The 15,694-nt window shown below is 55.4% G+C and carries 13 protein-coding genes; 6 read left to right on the top strand and 7 right to left on the bottom strand.

Annotated features, from left to right (window positions below):
• The first annotated feature begins 31 nt into the window (after positions 1-31).
• The 4 genes from ACP7A4_RS05270 to ACP7A4_RS05255 all read left to right on the top strand — a co-directional run bounded on the left by ACP7A4_RS05270 (position 32) and on the right by ACP7A4_RS05255 (position 4,873).
• Entirely contained in the window at positions 32-991 is a 960-nt protein-coding gene (locus ACP7A4_RS05270) for a class I SAM-dependent methyltransferase (RefSeq protein WP_426245824.1), read from the top strand.
• Positions 992-1,272: 281 nt separating this feature from the next.
• Positions 1,273-1,404 carry a hypothetical protein gene (locus tag ACP7A4_RS05265; RefSeq protein ID WP_256209902.1) on the top strand — a complete coding sequence of 44 codons (132 nt, stop codon included), beginning with the start codon at positions 1,273-1,275 and terminating at the stop codon, positions 1,402-1,404.
• Positions 1,405-1,452: 48 nt separating this feature from the next.
• Positions 1,453-2,685 carry a YcaO-like family protein gene (locus ACP7A4_RS05260; RefSeq protein ID WP_426245822.1) on the top strand — a complete coding sequence of 411 codons (1,233 nt, stop codon included), beginning with the start codon at positions 1,453-1,455 and terminating at the stop codon, positions 2,683-2,685.
• 88 nt (positions 2,686-2,773) lie between these two features.
• Positions 2,774-4,873 (top strand): TonB-dependent receptor family protein, encoded by a 2,100-nt coding sequence (locus ACP7A4_RS05255; RefSeq protein ID WP_426245820.1) that lies wholly within the window; start codon positions 2,774-2,776, stop codon positions 4,871-4,873.
• Here ACP7A4_RS05255 and ACP7A4_RS05250 read toward each other — a convergent pair.
• Positions 4,870-5,952, bottom strand: coding sequence for an AI-2E family transporter (locus ACP7A4_RS05250; RefSeq protein ID WP_059764201.1), 1,083 nt, complete (start codon positions 5,950-5,952; stop codon positions 4,870-4,872). The genes ACP7A4_RS05255 and ACP7A4_RS05250 overlap by 4 nt on opposite strands.
• Before the next feature lie 161 nt (positions 5,953-6,113).
• Here ACP7A4_RS05250 and yegQ point away from each other — a divergent pair, with 161 nt between their 5' ends.
• Complete coding sequence (gene yegQ, locus ACP7A4_RS05245; RefSeq protein WP_048365282.1) at positions 6,114-7,466, top strand: tRNA 5-hydroxyuridine modification protein YegQ; 1,353 nt, start codon at positions 6,114-6,116, stop codon at positions 7,464-7,466.
• A 104-nt stretch (positions 7,467-7,570) separates the two neighbouring features.
• On the opposite strand, the gene ACP7A4_RS05240 is transcribed toward yegQ, so the two are convergent.
• On the bottom strand, positions 7,571-8,299 hold the full coding sequence (locus tag ACP7A4_RS05240) for a dienelactone hydrolase family protein (protein ID WP_426245818.1): 729 nt from the start codon (positions 8,297-8,299) through the stop codon (positions 7,571-7,573).
• A gap of 59 nt (positions 8,300-8,358) precedes the next feature.
• Positions 8,359-10,263 (bottom strand): molecular chaperone HtpG, encoded by a 1,905-nt coding sequence (gene htpG / locus ACP7A4_RS05235; RefSeq protein ID WP_203302708.1) that lies wholly within the window; start codon positions 10,261-10,263, stop codon positions 8,359-8,361.
• Between the two features lie 335 nt (positions 10,264-10,598).
• On the opposite strand from htpG, the gene ACP7A4_RS05230 reads away from it, so the two are divergent.
• Complete coding sequence (locus ACP7A4_RS05230; protein ID WP_048365279.1) at positions 10,599-10,868, top strand: hypothetical protein; 270 nt, start codon at positions 10,599-10,601, stop codon at positions 10,866-10,868.
• A 63-nt stretch (positions 10,869-10,931) separates the two neighbouring features.
• Here ACP7A4_RS05230 and ACP7A4_RS05225 read toward each other — a convergent pair whose 3' ends face one another.
• From ACP7A4_RS05225 to sucC, 4 genes are all read right to left on the bottom strand, one after another.
• Positions 10,932-11,672: a DUF599 domain-containing protein gene (locus ACP7A4_RS05225; RefSeq protein WP_059764208.1), complete on the bottom strand. Its 741-nt coding sequence runs from the start codon at positions 11,670-11,672 to the stop codon at positions 10,932-10,934.
• 149 nt (positions 11,673-11,821) lie between these two features.
• On the bottom strand, positions 11,822-13,135 hold the full coding sequence (gene brnQ, locus ACP7A4_RS05220; protein WP_059764211.1) for a branched-chain amino acid transport system II carrier protein: 1,314 nt from the start codon (positions 13,133-13,135) through the stop codon (positions 11,822-11,824).
• Between the two features lie 373 nt (positions 13,136-13,508).
• Complete coding sequence (gene sucD, locus ACP7A4_RS05215) at positions 13,509-14,390, bottom strand: succinate--CoA ligase subunit alpha (protein ID WP_016780174.1); 882 nt, start codon at positions 14,388-14,390, stop codon at positions 13,509-13,511.
• A complete protein-coding gene (sucC, locus tag ACP7A4_RS05210) occupies positions 14,390-15,556 on the bottom strand; it encodes an ADP-forming succinate--CoA ligase subunit beta (protein WP_016780173.1) in 1,167 nt (388 codons plus the stop codon). The genes sucD and sucC overlap by 1 nt, the downstream gene beginning before the upstream one ends.
• Positions 15,557-15,694 lie beyond the last annotated feature (138 nt).

Raw genomic sequence — 15,694 nt, 5'->3', positions numbered from 1 at the left:
TCGCGAACCTTCATACGGTAAGGGGACGACAATGCCTGATTCGGTTAATTGCAAGCTACTGGCCAATGAAGTTGCGCTCATACGTCAATTCCAGGCAATCAGCATCACACCGAGGAAAGCCTTGCGCTTTAACTCACCGCCAGGGCCCGAATTAAACAACCTGTTCTTCTTATCCGTGAATGATGTGACCTACGCAGGACGTAAACTTTTAACTCACTCAGACGAGCGCGGCTGGTATCAATCCAGTTGCCTGAAGCCTTCACAACTTTTAGGGCAACTTTTAAGCATTGCGTATACCGATCATGGCTTGGCGGTGCATTTCATTTCACTCGAAGACACTCAAAGGCATGATCTTTTTAACGCCGCTGTTCAACACCCTGACAGCGAGGTTTATTTTCCTTTCCCGTTACTTGATAGCACCGGACAGGAGTGCACGCTCTCGCAGGAGCAATGGGCCTGTACCCCACAACTGGCGGGACAACTCGACAACGACGAGCAGCACTTTCGCGACTACTGCGCCTTTTTTTTACAGACCATGATTCAACCCGGCATGGTTATTTACGATCCGGCCTGTTCAACCGGCACGTTCATTGGATCCTTAGCCCAAGCCTTTCCTGAAGCACACTGCATTGGCTCCGATCAGTCTGCAACCATGATTGAGCACGCGCGCAACCGATTTCCTGCGCTGGTCTTCAAACACATGGACGCTGGCCTGACGCAACTCGCAAGCCTGTGTGATGTGTTGATCCTGCGTTTTTTGAATGCTGAAGTTATTCACCGAGATGACGCCCACTGCGTGTTTAAACATATGGTCAACACGCTCAAACCTGGTGCCATGCTCATTGTATTTGGCCATACACCGGTCCTGATCAATGTACGTAATAGGGCTCAAGCTTTAGGCTTACGCCTGATATCGTCTTTAGCTGCGCGCCCTGGCCACACAGAACTGTTTGAGTTCTATGTAATGAAAAAGCCAAGCATGCACAACTAACGCCTTCACCCCATTAAATACACCCAACACTTACCAATAAGCACCGCACTTTTTTTGCAGCACCCACCTCAGAAAATACCCTGATTACACACCTGACTTTAAACACACAGAGGGCAACACTCACGACAACACACGGACACTGAACAGAATATTACCCATCGCTTATTAACCTTTAGCTCGCATTTGACAACCCAGAAGTGCTTACCTACATTCGCCCTGCGCGTGACATTACTGACACACGCAAACTCACCTGAGTCCGACAATTCCACGAGGTTAATAACATGGGTTATTACATGGCACTTAACGCACAAAAGCTGAAAGAGCAAGATACCGCCGACACTGAAACAGGCCTGCCTTCTTTTGAGCCTCTCGAACTTACCGACGCTGAAAAGTCGGAACTCGAGGCTGTGTAATTACTGCAAGAAGGGTGTTGCAAACGCCCTTCTTCACCGGAGACTTCCATGAGCGCACTCTCGCCCCCTGATGAACGTGAACTTTCATTGTTTGATGCTCATGTTCGTATTCATCAAGAACTGGCCAGCCTCGGCCTTTCCAGCACACTGCACGTCGCGGGCAACACGGTCGTCAATGCTCGTGTGCTCTTGAGTTCTTCAGACGCGAGCCGCCAAACCGGCGGCTCGGGCAAGGGTTACAAAGAAGCCGCCTGCACAGGGGCGTACTTCGAGGCCCTGGAGCACTACTTGACCGAGTTCCATGGCAAGCAAGCACCGATAGAGCTAATACCTGCACACCACTTCAGCCGCCGTGATTATTTAACCGATGACAGCGTTCTGGATGTTATTTACCAAGATCAGGACTCAACGCTTGCCTGCCGCCGCTATACCAGCCCATTGGATGACCACAGTTTTTGCTACCCGCTCGCCTTAAGCCTGCCAGGCTACTCAGAGGCCCCCGTCAACGGCGATACATTCAACTACGCCAGCTTGAAACGCTATTGCTGCAACAGCGGCATCGCCATTGGTGCGACCTGGAACGAAGCGGTCCTGCATGCCATCAATGAATGCCTGGAGCGCGACGCCCTCTCGCTGTTTCTGCTTCATCACTTTTACTATTTACATGACCATCCCTTGCGCATGCTCAACCGCCCTGCCGCCCACGAGCCTCTGTTCCAACTCTGGAGCGATGTAGAAAAGGAGTTGGACACGCAAGTCATCGTGCTGGATATCAGCAGTGAGTTTTTAGCGCGTACCTACCTTGCCTTCACTGTCCCCTGTATCCGGCCTGTGGGTCTGTTCGGCTCCGGTACCTCGCTATGCCCTGAACATGCGGTCAGTCGCGCGTTGACAGAATTGGCGCAAATGGTACTGGCCGTGCAGCAGCCGGACGTAGCGCGGCTGCTGCGCCTTCAAGACTGTCACTTGGCACCGTTCCCCCGTTTGCAGCGCTGCCTTCAACTCGACACCGACGATTTGCTGGCACGTGCCGTGACTCACCGTGTGCAACTTCCCGTCCCTCAGCCCAAACAGCCCGTATCCGAACATATTCGCAGGCTGGCCGAGGATATTCGCAGTCACCAAAAAGAGCTGGGCGTCAGTGTCATGTACCACACCGCACTGGGTACGACACTGGCCAATGTGGTCATTCCGGGGCTCGAACGTTTTTACATCGTCACCAGTGGCAATGTCGTCATTCCGCAAGCGCGGGGTCTTCAACTGCATGAGTTTTATGGTTAAAACCATCGGTACGGCGCTAACAGTTGCGAGTGATTCTCGGCTTGTATAGGCTGGCGCGCCCTCGCCAATCGCCCTGGAATCTCCGTTAATGCGCTGCGCCTTTACTTCACTTCTACCTTTGGCGCTTGCTTGCGCTGCCCCCTCCTATGGCAGTGCGCTGGAACTGAGCGAGGTGCAAGTTCGCAGTGAAGAAAGTAGTGACCTGGAGGCCGCACAGTCGGCACTGCGTGAGGTGCCCGGCGCCGGCAACCTGATTGATTTAACCCGTGTCGAAAACGGCCGCACGGCAAGCAACGTTGATGTATTGGCTTACCAGCCTGGTATCTACGCTCAATCAGCGGGCAATGATGGCGCCAAAGTATCGGTGCGGGGTTCCGCAATCAACCGCGCGCCCGGCGCCCACGGTTCTGGCCTCTATGTCATGTTCGACGGCCTGCCGCTGACGGGCCCGGGCGGCACTCCCTATGAACTGTTCGAACCGTTGTGGTTGAGCCGCGCCGAAGTGCTGCGCGGCGCCAATGGATTCGGCGCCGGCTCGCTGGCCTTGGGCGGCTCCATCAACTACGTAACACATACGGGCTACGACGCTGCGCCGCTGCAAGTACGGTACGAAGCGGGCAGCTATGGTTATCGCAAACGCCAGATCAGCACAGGACAGGTACTGGGAGACCTTGATTACTACGTTTCGCTGACCGATTCCGACACTGACGGTTATCAGGATCACACGCGAGGCAGCAGTAAAGGCATCGCGGCCAACATCGGTTATCGCTTCAACCCGCAGCTTGAGACACGCTTCTATCTGCGTTATCGCGAAACGGATAACGAACTGGCAGGTCGTGTGACCCAAGACCAGATCAAACATCACCCGCGCTCGGCCAACCCGGCGTATGTCAGCGGCGACTACTCGCGCCCACAACCGGGTAGCACCTGGCTGGCCAACAAAACCACGATGTATCTGGATGACGACTCGCAACTGGAGGCGGGGGTGGTTTATCACGACTACCCCATGGATCTGCGCGAAGGACCCAATCGATTGAAGGTGGCCTACACCGACGTCAGCGGCACGTTGAACTATAAACGGCGTGACACGTTGTTCGGGCTTCAAAGCGCAACCACTGTCGGTTGGCGTACAACCCGGCATTTACCCAATACCGGTGCGTCGGAATATTTGCGCATCCCGCGTGACGCGACAGCCCGCTACGCGCCCGGCACCAAAATGCGCGACTTCAGCTATCAAGGGTCAGACACCGTGCTGCACGTCAGCAATGATCTGGAACTGATGCCTGACCTGTGGTTGACCACCGGCATGGCGCTGATTTATACCCGCCGCGAAAGCGACGTGAGCTACCCCGAAACCGGTGGCAAAGTGAGCCAGCATGATTGGGACTACGCGCCACGTATTGGCCTGCGTTATGAGCTCAGCCCAGACGTGCAGGTGTACGGCAACCTGAGCCGCTCGGTTGAGCCACCGCACCCGTGGTCATTGATCTGGAGTTCGCCTGCTCGATTCCCTGGTGGTAGCGGTCCGGCTACCGGTCGTCAAAGCACGCCCATCGCCATGAATAATCAAACAGCAACCACGCTTGAACTCGGCACCCGTGGCCAGTCCTGGATCGGACAGTGGGATTTGGCCTGGTACTACTCCGCTGTGCGTCACGAATTGCTGACGGTTGAAATCGAGCCGCTCATTGTCGGCGAGTACAACGCCAGCCCGACCGTGCACCAAGGGTTCGAAGCGGGACTGAACAGCGTGCTGTGGGAGCACGATGCGATCGGCAAGGTGTCTTTGCGTCAGGCTTACACCTTCAGTGATTTCCATTACCGCGACGATGCACGATTTGGCAGTCATTCATTGCCCGGTATCGCGCAGCACTACTATCAGGCCGAAGTGCGATACGACCACCCCCGAGGTTTCTATGCCGGGGTAAATACCCAAGCGGCCTCGCGCATAGCCGTGGATTACGCCAACTCGTATTACGCCTCGTCTTACACACTGTTTGGCGCCAGCCTGGGTTACGCCTCGCCCAAACAAGACTGGAGCACCTGGCTGGACCTGCGCAACCTGACTAACCAGCGCTATGCTGCCACGGTCACGCCAGGGTATGACGACAACGGCAAAGACGCTGCGCGCTCAACCCCAGGCGTTGGCATGGGGGCTTATGTCGGGGTGTCATACAGCTTTCGTTAATTGCCCGGCTCGATATCAGCGGGCAGTCGCACTTTACGGCGTGTACCGCTGAACAACCCCCAGCTGGAGAGGAACAACGCGGCAATCAACGGCCCGATCACAAAGCCGTTGAGGCCGAAGATCGCCATACCGCCCAGCGTTGAAATGAGGATAAGAAAGTCCGGCATCTTGGTGTCTTTGCCTACCAGGATCGGGCGCAATACGTTATCGACCATACCGATCACCAATACCCCGTACAGCGCCAACACCACACCTTCCCAGATCTGGCCCGTGACCAGAAAGTACACCGCAACCGGCGCCCACACGATGCCCGCTCCAACGGCTGGCAGCAATGACAGGAACATCATCAGCACCGCCCAGAACAGCGAGCTGTGGATGCCCAGAAACCAGAACATCAACCCGCCCAGCGCACCCTGAGTAATGGCGACTGCCAGATTGCCTTTGACCGATGCCCGCACCACGCGTCGCAACTTAAGCTGCAACAAGCGCTTTTGCTGCTCTGCCAACGGCACAGCATTGCGGATGAGGCGCACCATCTGCTGGCCGTCACGAATAAAGAAATACAACAGGTAGAGCATGATGAAAAAGCTCACCACCAACTCGAACGTGCTCTGACCGAAACTGAACACTTGGGTAGCGAAAAACTGGCTGCCTTCCAGCGCGCCCTTGGACACTTTCTCGCTCAGGCCGTCGATATTGCCCAGGCCAAAGCGATCCAGCCAGTCCTGCACAGTCGTCGGCAAAATGTCCTTGAACTGCATGACGTAGCTGGCGACGTTGATCTTGCCGCTTTGGACATCGCTGTAAAGCGTGGCCACTTCTTGTACCAGTAAAGCCGTGGTGATAATCACCGGCAAAATGGCGATTACGGTGCATATCCCCAACGTGGAAAATGTTGCGAGATTACGCCGCCCCCTGAGCTTGAGCAGCAACTTGCGCTGCAAGGGCGCGAACAAAATACCGAGAGCAACCGCCCAAAAAATTGCGCCATAAAACGGCAGCAGTATCCAGATAAAAGCAAGGGTGACTAGCGCCAGCAATAACAGCAGGGTTTTACGTTGCAGACTTGTTTCGTTCATATGCCGTCCATGTCGGTAAGGCGCAAATTGATCGGTTAGCCGCAGCTTAGTCCGCCAATATACCGCCGAGTGCCATTTTTGCTGCATAAAGCATAGATCCAGATCAACATTGCGCCGTTTGAGCTCGACTACCATCGCGCCCTTTTGCGAATGGCTCGACTATGTCCCTTGCACCGCCCGAACTCCTCGCCCCCGCCGGCACCCTGAAAAACATGCGTTACGCCTTCGCTTATGGCGCCGATGCCGTGTACGCAGGCCAGCCGCGCTACAGCCTGCGGGTGCGCAATAACGAATTCGACCATGACAATCTGGCCGTTGGCATCAAAGAAGCCCAAGCCCTGGGCAAACGTTTTTATGTGGTCGTGAACATTGCACCGCACAACGCCAAATTACGCACGTTCCTCAAGGATCTGGAGCCGGTAATCGCGATGGCGCCGGACGCGCTGATCATGTCAGACCCGGGCCTGATCATGCTGGTGCGCAAACACTTCCCGCAGATGCCGATTCACTTGTCTGTGCAGGCCAACACGGTGAACTGGGCCAGTGTTGAGTTCTGGCACCAACAAGGCTTGAGCCGGATTATTTTGTCGCGTGAACTGTCACTGGAAGAAATCGAAGAAATTCGCCAAAAAGTCCCTGATATGGAGCTGGAGATTTTCGTACATGGCGCGCTATGCATGGCCTACTCCGGCCGATGCCTGTTGTCCGGCTACATGAACAAGCGCGACGCGAATCAGGGCAGTTGCACCAATGCGTGCCGCTGGAAATACGAGGCCACACCGGCCACAGAGAACGAACTGGGCAATGTGGTGCAGATTGTAGAACCGCCGGTAGAGCCGACCCTGGGCATTGGCGCACCAACGGATGAGGTATTCGTGCTGCATGAGGCAAACCGCCCTGATGAGCCGATGGCTGCCTTTGAGGACGAGCATGGTACCTACATCATGAACTCCAAAGACCTACGCGCGGTGCAACACGTCGCACGCCTGACGCAGATGGGTGTTCACTCCCTGAAAATTGAGGGCCGCACCAAGTCGCACTTTTACTGTGCCCGCGCGACACAGGTGTACCGCAAGGCCATCGATGATGCGGTGGCAGGACGTGAGTTTGATCGCAGCCTGATGACCGACCTCGAATCATTGGCACAGCGAGGGTATACCGAAGGTTTCTTGCGCCGCCATGTGCATGACGAATACCAGAATTACCTGCATGGCAGCTCACTGTCACATCGCCAGCAATTTGTCGGGGAGCTGACCGGAGAGCGTCGCAATGGTCTGGCAGAGGTCAAAGTCAAAAACCGCTTCGCCCTGGCTGATCATCTGGAATTGATGACCCCGCGCGGCAATTACCATTTTGATCTCGACCAATTGCACAACAGTGCTGGCTTGCCGATTCAAGTGGCGCCGGGGGATGGTCACACGGTGTACCTGCCCATTCCGGACCAGGTGGATTTGCGCTATGCCCTGCTGATGCGCGATTTGACCGTCACCGAGACCCTCGAACGCCCGGCTTGAATAAACACCTCTGTCGGTGCTGACGCGCTGCGCACTCAATCGCAGCCTGCGGCGGCTCCTACAGAGGACAGTAGGTGATGCCTGTGCGCAAAAGAGTAAGAGGCTCAGTCGCGGAACACTTCATCCAACAAGTTGTGCATCGCTATAAAGGCACGCTTTGCCGTCCTGGCGTCGTACATCATCTTGCCCGGTACATTGGCGTGGGGATCTGTAAAGGAGTGCACTGCGCCACCGTAGCTGGTCAATTGCCAGTCCACCCCCGCCGCTGTCATCTCTGCCTCGAACGCAGGCAGTTGTTCGTTCGCCACCAACGGGTCAGCAGCCCCGTGCAGAACCAGCACAGATCCCTTGATGCTGTTTGCGTCAATCGGGTTTGGCGTGTCCAGAGAACCATGGAACGAGATCGCCGCTTTCAATGGCGCCCCGCCGCGTGCCAGCTCCAGTGAGCAACAGCCGCCGAAGCAGAAGCCGAACGTCGCCAGTTTGCTGCTGTCGACTTGGGCGAACGAGGTATTGCGCAACGTGTCATACGCCGCCCACATGCGCTTGCGCAGCAAAGCACGGTCATTTTTCAGCGGCATCATCGCAGCGCCCGCTTCGTCTGCGTTGGCGGGGCGAATGCCTTGGCCATACAAATCGGCAATCAATACGACATAACCCTGCTCGGCCACAGACTTGGCAATCTCTTGGGCCCCATCACTGACGCCCATCCAGTTAGGTGCCATCAGCAGGCCCGGCAACGGATCGACGCGGCTGGAGTCATAGGCAAGAAGGCCTTCGTAGGGTTGGCCATCAATTTGATAGACCACCGGTTGCAGCGTTATTGATTCCATCGAAAACTCCTGAATGCGAAACAAAAAAAACCCGCCGAAGCGGGTTTTTTATAGACGTCTTACGCTGACAACTCAACTAACAACTTATTTAGACGACGGACATAAGCCGCCGGATCTTTCAAGCTGTCACCGGCTGCCAGTGCCGCCTGGTCGAAGAGGATGTGCGACAGGTCGCCAAAACGCTCTTCGCTCTGCTCCGTATCCAGCTTTTCAATCAGCGGGTGTGCCGGGTTGAATTCAAAAATCGGTTTGGAGTCCGGCACTTTTTGGCCACTGGCTTCCAGGATTTGGCGCATTTGCAGGCCAAGGTCCTGCTCGCCGATGGCCAAAATGGCTGGAGAGTCAGTCAGACGGTGCGAGACGCGTACTTCACTCACGCTTTCGCCCAGTGCAGCTTTGATCCGCTCAACCAGACCTTCTTTAGCCTTGGCGACTTCTTCTGCGGCTTTCTTGTCTTCTTCCGAGTCCAGGTTACCCAGATCAAGATCGCCACGGGCCACGTCTACAAACGACTTGCCATCAAAATCGCTGAGGTAGCTCATCAGCCACTCGTCGATACGGTCAGTCAACAGCAGCACTTCGATGCCTTTTTTACGGAAGACTTCCAGGTGCGGGCTGTTTTTAACCTGAGCGTAGGTTTCACCGGTCAGGTAGTAGATCTTGTCCTGGCCTTCTTTGGCACGCTCAAGATACTGCGCCAGGGAAACCGTTTGCTCGCCACCGTCTTCGTGGGTCGAAGCAAAGCGCAGCAGGCCGGCGATTTTTTCTTTGTTGGCGAAATCCTCAGCCGGGCCTTCTTTGAGCACCTGACCGAAGTTTTTCCAGAAGCCCTGGTATTTTTCCGGCTCGTTCTTCGCCAGCTTCTCCAGCATGTCGAGCACGCGCTTGGTCAACGCGGACTTCATGGAGTCGATGATCGGGTCTTTTTGCAGAATTTCACGCGACACGTTCAACGACAGGTCGTTGGAGTCAACGACACCTTTGATAAAACGCAGGTACAGCGGCAAGAACGACTCAGCCTGATCCATAACGAATACACGCTGTACGTACAGCTTCAGGCCTTTAGGCGCTTCACGCTGGTACAGGTCGAACGGTGCACGGGCCGGAACGTAGAGCAGCGAGCTGTATTCCAGCTTGCCTTCAACCTTGTTGTGGCTCCACGCCAGCGGGTTCTCGAAGTCGTGGGCGATGTGCTTGTAGAACTCCTGATACTCCTCGTCTTTGACTTCAGTACGAGGACGGGTCCACAACGCACTGGCGCGGTTGACGGTTTCCCATTCCAGCGCAGGTACTTCTTCGCCTTCAGCCACGGTCTGCTCTTTAGGCAGCTCGATCGGCAAGGCAATGTGATCGGAATACTTTTTGATGATATTGCGCAGACGCCAGCCGTCAGCGAACTCTTCTTCGCCCGACTTTAGGTGCAGAACGATTTTGGTGCCGCGCTCAGGCTTGTCGATATTGGCGACTTCGAACTCGCCTTCGCCTTTGGAGGACCAGTGCACGCCTTCGCTTGCAGGTGTACCTGCACGACGGCTGTAAACATCCACTTTGTCCGCCACGATAAAGGCTGAGTAGAAGCCCACACCGAATTGACCGATCAGGTGCGAGTCTTTCTTCTGATCGCCCGAGAGGTTTTTCATGAAGTCGGCCGTGCCGGATTTCGCAATCGTACCCAAGTGGGCAATCACGTCATCACGGTTCATGCCGATACCGTTGTCCTCAAGGGTGACGGTGTTGGCATCTTTGTCGAAGCTCACACGGATCTTGAGTTCATCGCCGCCTTCCAGCAGTTCTGGCTTGGACAGCGCTTCAAAGCGTAATTTGTCGACCGCGTCGGAAGCGTTCGAGATCAATTCGCGAAGGAAGATTTCCTTGTTGGAGTACAGCGAATGGATCATGAGGTGCAGCAGTTGTTTAACCTCGGTCTGAAAACCCAGGGTTTCTTTTTGAGTGTCCACGCTCATTGTTATAAAGCTCCAATTAGATGGCATGTGCCACGCCCTAGAGGGTTGGCGGCGGGATGTCATAAAAGTTGGGGCTGACGGTGAAAATTCAAGGCCACACCTCAAAACAACCCACCACTACCTTTTACAGAATGTTGAACCACTGGCTCGACACGCTCTAAACAAGGCATCCGGGGTAGGCGTCAGGTCATTTATTAATCTGCTTGGCTTGGCAGCCAGGGACTGCGTAGAATCCGCGCGCGGCATGCACTTATATATCTGCACGCCCAAGGAACTTAAGCTATTGGCCTGTGCTCAAACGGCCGGTAGATATACTCAATAAGGAGAAACACCCCATGCGTAAGACTTTCGCTGTTGCTTTGATGTTGGCTGCTTCCCTCGGTCTCGCTGCTTGCGACAAAAAATCCGAAGACAAAGCACAAGACGCTACTCAGCACGCTGAGCAAGCTCAAGAAAAAATGAATGAAGCACAAGACAAAGTGAACGAAGCTGCAAAAGAAAACGCTGAAGCCGCTAAAGATCAGGCTGAGTCGAACAAAGCAGCTGCTGAAGAAGCAGCTCCAGTTGCACCGGCTGCTCCAGAAGCCGCACCTGCTACCAAGTAATTCATTTACCTGGCTGCAAAAGAAAGCCCGCTTCGCGCGGGCTTTACTTTGCCTGCTGTTTGCTCAGAGGGCAGAATCCTTGGCGGATTCAGGCGCAGGCCCTTCAGTCGGGGTATAGAACATCACACTCAGTACGTCGGAATGAAACTCGCGGCGATACAACACCACAACGACCCCTGCACTCATCAACATAAATAACCAGGGGCTGACAAACCAGGCCAGCATGGTCATGCCGAAATAGTAGGCGCGCAGCCCAAAATTGAACTGGTTAGCGGCCATCGAAATCACTTTGGCGGCGCGTAGCGCAAATGCCTTACGTTCTTGCTCCGTCACATCGCGCTCACCGATCATCGGTGCCGAGCCGATCAGAATCGCGGCAAAGTTGTATTGGCGCATGCACCAACTGAACGTGAAGAAGGCGTACACGAACACCAGCGCCAGGCACAGCAACTTGATCTCTGACATACCCTGCGAGGCTTGCTGCACCATCGGAATATCGGCCAGCAATGACACCGCGCGCTCCGAGGCGCCCAGTACTGTCAAAATACCCGCCAGAATAATCAACGTGCTGGAGGCGAAAAACGATGCGTTGCGCTCCAGATTGCCAATCACGCTGGCATCGGCGATACGGTTGTCCCGCAACAGCATGCGGCGCATCCAGTCTTTGCGGTACAGGTGCAACACACTGGCCAGGCAGGCGGTGTCCCGGGCTTTGAAGGTCGCGTAACGGGTGTAGCCGCCCCAACACACCACAAACCATAAAGCCGCCAGCAGATGAATCAAATTGGACTGAATGAACGACATGGGATATCCCGAAGCGCGTGAGGTGAACGTTATGCACCTGAGTTCGACGCTTTGCCCAGCAAAAAGACACGCCCATAAAAAATGCCCTGTATCTAATTGATACAGGGCATTTTTGTTTATTCAGTGCAAGCTTTTGGCTTGCTGAACACTTAAGCCAACGCTTGTTGAGGCTTACCCAGCATGCGATCGCAAATGAATGCACCGAGCAAAACCACCAGCGACGGCACAAGCCACGCCAGACCCTGTTCGCTGAAAGGCATATTGGCCAGGCGGGTCGGAATCCAGTCAGCCAGGCCAGCGCCCTTGAGCGCATCAATCGAGCCGAAGATGAACGACACCAGCATCACCGGGCCCACAATCCGCGCCTGTGCATGCCACAGCCCTTTGCAGAAGCTCAACGCAACCAGCACGATGCACGGCGGGTAGATAGCGGTCAGCAACGGAATCGAGAACGCGATCAACTGCGTCAACCCCAGGTTGGACACACCCAGTGAGAACACGGCCAGAATCACCACCAGCGTCTTGTACGAAAGCGGCAGCACGGTGCTGAAATATTCAGCGCACGCGCAGGTCAGGCCGACCGCTGTTACCAGACAGGCCAAGGCAATCAGTACGGCCAGGAAACCGCTGCCCAGCGAGCCAAAGGTATGTTGAACATACGCGTGCAGAACGGCCGCGCCATTGGTTGCACCCGCGGCCACTTCGTGACTGCCAGCACCGAGGCGGAAAAGGCTGACATAAACCAGTGCCAGACCCACACCTGCGATCAGGCCCGCAATGATGGCGTAACGGGTGATCAGCTTGGGTGACTCAACCCCACGGGAACGGATCGCGTTAACAATCACGATGCCGAATACCAAAGCGCCCAAGGTGTCCATGGTCAGATAGCCATTGATGAACCCTTGAGAGAACGGCGCCGCTACGTATTCCGGGGTTGCCACGCCAATGTCGCCAGCGGGCAAAGCGAAAGCGGCAATGCCGAGAATCGCCAGCGCGATGATTTTCAGGGGTGCCAGAAAACGGCCCACGGTATCAAGCAGGCGGCCTGGGTACAGCGACACAAAGAACACGATCAGGAAGTACACCGAGCTGTACAAAAACAACGCCAGCGGGCTTTCACCGGTCAACGGCGCAAGACCGACCTCAAACGAGACCGTGGCGGTACGTGGCGTGGCAAACAACGGCCCCACCGCCAGGTACGCGACAGCGGCTAGCAAACCGCCAGCAATTTTACCAATCGGGCTGCTCAGTGCATCCATGCCACCCCCGACTTTGGCCAGGGCAACAACGGTGATGACCGGCAGGCCTACCGCGGTGAGCAGAAAGCCCAATGCAGCGATCCAGACGTTAGGTCCGGCTTGCAGGCCAACGATCGGCGGGAAAATGATGTTGCCAGCCCCAACGAACAGGGCAAATGTCATAAACCCAAGTGCCAGGATGTCCTGGCCTTTCAATACTTTCATTACGGAAATACCACACTACTGAATCGGAATTTAGAGGGGAATTTCCCGTGCGGATGTGGGAAATGCTGTCGAACTGTATAAGTCCAACCCGTCTAGCGCGCGGCTTCCTTGTGGGATGCGTACGCAGATTTGGCTGCCAGATTACCGAGTTTTTTCCTGTAACGCACTGTTGCAGGGCGTTCTGTCCGATGAACGCACGCAGTTGTCGCCTGAATGACATCTAAATTTGGTTCGGTGTGGTTTCCATGCCGCGAACTCTTGTTTTCCTACGCAACTACCACCTGGGAGCTGCCGAGTTTAGGGTATCTGTAAACGCACAAAGGCCACCCGAAGGTGGCCTTTGTCTGGTGTAGCGATCAGTTAAGCGAGAGGCTTACTTGATTGCCCAGCCAGTCAGCTCGGACAGAGCCTTGCCGATGTCTGCCAGCGAACGCACGGTTTTAACGCCTGCGTCTTCCAGGGCAGCAAACTTCTCGTCTGCTGTGCCCTTGCCGCCAGAGATGATTGCGCCCGCATGACCCATGCGCTTGCCCGCAGGGGCAGTCACACCAGCGATGTAGGAAACAACCGGCTTGGTCACGTTTGCCTTGATGTAGGCAGCCGCTTCTTCTTCAGCCGAACCGCCGATCTCACCGATCATGACGATCGCTTCGGTCTTCGGGTCTTCCTGGAACAACTTCAGGATGTCGATGAAGTTGGAACCCGGGATCGGGTCACCACCGATGCCTACGCAAGTCGACTGACCGAAACCGGCGTCAGTAGTTTGCTTGACAGCTTCGTAAGTCAGGGTGCCGGAACGCGACACGATGCCTACTTTGCCTGGCAAGTGAATGTGACCTGGCATGATGCCGATCTTGCATTCGCCTGGGGTGATAACGCCTGGGCAGTTAGGGCCGATCAGGGTAACACCCAGTTCGTCGCACTTAACTTTAGCGTCCAGCATGTCCAGGGTAGGAATGCCTTCGGTGATGCAAACGATCAGCTTGATGCCGCCGAATGCTGCTTCAAGGATGGAATCCTTGCAGAAAGGAGCCGGTACGTAGATAACGCTGGCGGTTGCGCCAGTGGCAGCTACAGCTTCTTTCACGGTGTTGAAAACCGGCAGGTCCAGATGAGTGGTGCCGCCTTTACCCGGAGTAACGCCACCGACCATCTTGGTGCCGTATTCGATGGCTTGCTGGGTGTGGAAGCTGCCCTGCGAACCAGTGATGCCCTGGCAGATAACTTTGGTGTCTTTATTGATCAGGACGCTCATTACTTGCCCTCCGCAGCTTTAACAACTTGTTGAGCAGCGTCGGTCAAGCTGGTAGCCGCGATGATGTTCAAACCGCTTTCTGCCAGTACTTTAGCGCCCAGATCAGCGTTGTTGCCTTCAAGGCGCACAACTACCGGGATTTTCACGCCGACTTCTTTCACTGCACCGATGATGCCTTCGGCAATCATGTCGCAACGAACGATGCCGCCGAAGATGTTAACCAGTACTGCGGCGACATTGCTGTCGGACAGAATGATTTTGAACGCTTCGGTAACGCGTTCTTTGGTAGCACCGCCGCCAACGTCGAGGAAGTTGGCTGGCTTGCCGCCATGCAGGTTAACGATGTCCATGGTGCCCATGGCCAGACCAGCGCCGTTAACCATGCAGCCGATGTTGCCTTCCAGCGCTACGTAGTTCAGTTCGAACTTGGCAGCGTGCGCTTCGCGCGGATCGTCTTGCGACGGATCGTGGAAAGTTTTCAGCTTGGGCTGACGGTACATGGCGTTTGCGTCGATGTTGATTTTCGCATCGAGGCAGTGCAGATCGCCGTCAGTCTTGATAACCAGCGGGTTCACTTCCAGCAGTGCCAGATCGTGATCCTTGAACAGCTTGGCCAGGCCTACGAAGATCTTGGCAAACTGAGCAACTTGCTTGCCTTCCAGACCCAGCTGGAAAGCCAGCTCGCGACCCTGGAATGGCTGAGCGCCAACCAGTGGGTCGATAGTGGCTTTCAGAATTTTTTCTGGAGTGTCGTGAGCGATTTTCTCGATGTCCACGCCACCTTCGGTGGACGCCATGAACACGATACGACGGCTCGAACGGTCAACGACAGCGCCCAGGTACAGCTCTTTAGCGATATCAGTGCACGATTCAACCAGGATCTTGGTGACCGGCTGACCATTGGCATCAGTCTGGTAAGTCACCAGACGCTTGCCCAACCACTGTTGTGCAAACGCTTTAGCGTCTTCTTTGCTGCGAACCAGCTTTACGCCGCCCGCTTTACCGCGACCACCTGCGTGAACCTGAGCTTTTACAACCCATTCGGTCCCGCCGATTTTGTCGCAAGCTTCTGCGGCCGCTTCCGGGGTGTCTACTGCATAACCCTTGGATACTGGCAGGCCGTATTCAGCGAACAGCTGCTTACCCTGATACTCGTGAAGATTCATGCTTTTTACCGTCTTCGTTAGGTACTGCGCATTCGGCGCTGCACTTTTATTAGTGCCGCACCACCTGTGACTGCTGCTTGTGCTGTTTCAACACCCCCGGCACCCGCGAAAGCAGGGCCGGGCCTGTTTGACAAAAGA

Source organism: Pseudomonas sp. TWR3-1-1 (assembly GCF_049896545.1).
In the GTDB taxonomy this organism is placed as follows: domain Bacteria; phylum Pseudomonadota; class Gammaproteobacteria; order Pseudomonadales; family Pseudomonadaceae; genus Aquipseudomonas; species Aquipseudomonas weihenstephanensis.
This window is presented reverse-complemented; position numbering and strand designations above follow the sequence as displayed.

Excerpts from the sequence above, each read along its gene's own strand:
- ACP7A4_RS05225 (WP_059764208.1), bottom strand. The coding sequence starts at position 11,672 with ATGTCGTTCATTCAGTCCAATTTGATTCATCTGCTGGCGGCTTTATGG.
- ACP7A4_RS05240 (WP_426245818.1), bottom strand. The coding sequence starts at position 8,299 with ATGGAATCAATAACGCTGCAACCGGTGGTCTATCAAATTGATGGCCAA.
- ACP7A4_RS05250 (WP_059764201.1), bottom strand. The coding sequence starts at position 5,952 with ATGAACGAAACAAGTCTGCAACGTAAAACCCTGCTGTTATTGCTGGCG.
- htpG (WP_203302708.1), bottom strand. The coding sequence starts at position 10,263 with ATGAGCGTGGACACTCAAAAAGAAACCCTGGGTTTTCAGACCGAGGTT.
- sucC (WP_016780173.1), bottom strand. The coding sequence starts at position 15,556 with ATGAATCTTCACGAGTATCAGGGTAAGCAGCTGTTCGCTGAATACGGC.
- ACP7A4_RS05265 (WP_256209902.1), top strand. The coding sequence starts at position 1,273 with ATGGGTTATTACATGGCACTTAACGCACAAAAGCTGAAAGAGCAAGAT.
- ACP7A4_RS05260 (WP_426245822.1), top strand. The coding sequence starts at position 1,453 with ATGAGCGCACTCTCGCCCCCTGATGAACGTGAACTTTCATTGTTTGAT.
- ACP7A4_RS05230 (WP_048365279.1), top strand. The coding sequence starts at position 10,599 with ATGCGTAAGACTTTCGCTGTTGCTTTGATGTTGGCTGCTTCCCTCGGT.
- brnQ (WP_059764211.1), bottom strand. The coding sequence starts at position 13,135 with ATGAAAGTATTGAAAGGCCAGGACATCCTGGCACTTGGGTTTATGACA.
- ACP7A4_RS05255 (WP_426245820.1), top strand. The coding sequence starts at position 2,774 with ATGCGCTGCGCCTTTACTTCACTTCTACCTTTGGCGCTTGCTTGCGCT.
- yegQ (WP_048365282.1), top strand. The coding sequence starts at position 6,114 with ATGTCCCTTGCACCGCCCGAACTCCTCGCCCCCGCCGGCACCCTGAAA.
- sucD (WP_016780174.1), bottom strand. The coding sequence starts at position 14,390 with ATGAGCGTCCTGATCAATAAAGACACCAAAGTTATCTGCCAGGGCATC.
- ACP7A4_RS05270 (WP_426245824.1), top strand. The coding sequence starts at position 32 with ATGCCTGATTCGGTTAATTGCAAGCTACTGGCCAATGAAGTTGCGCTC.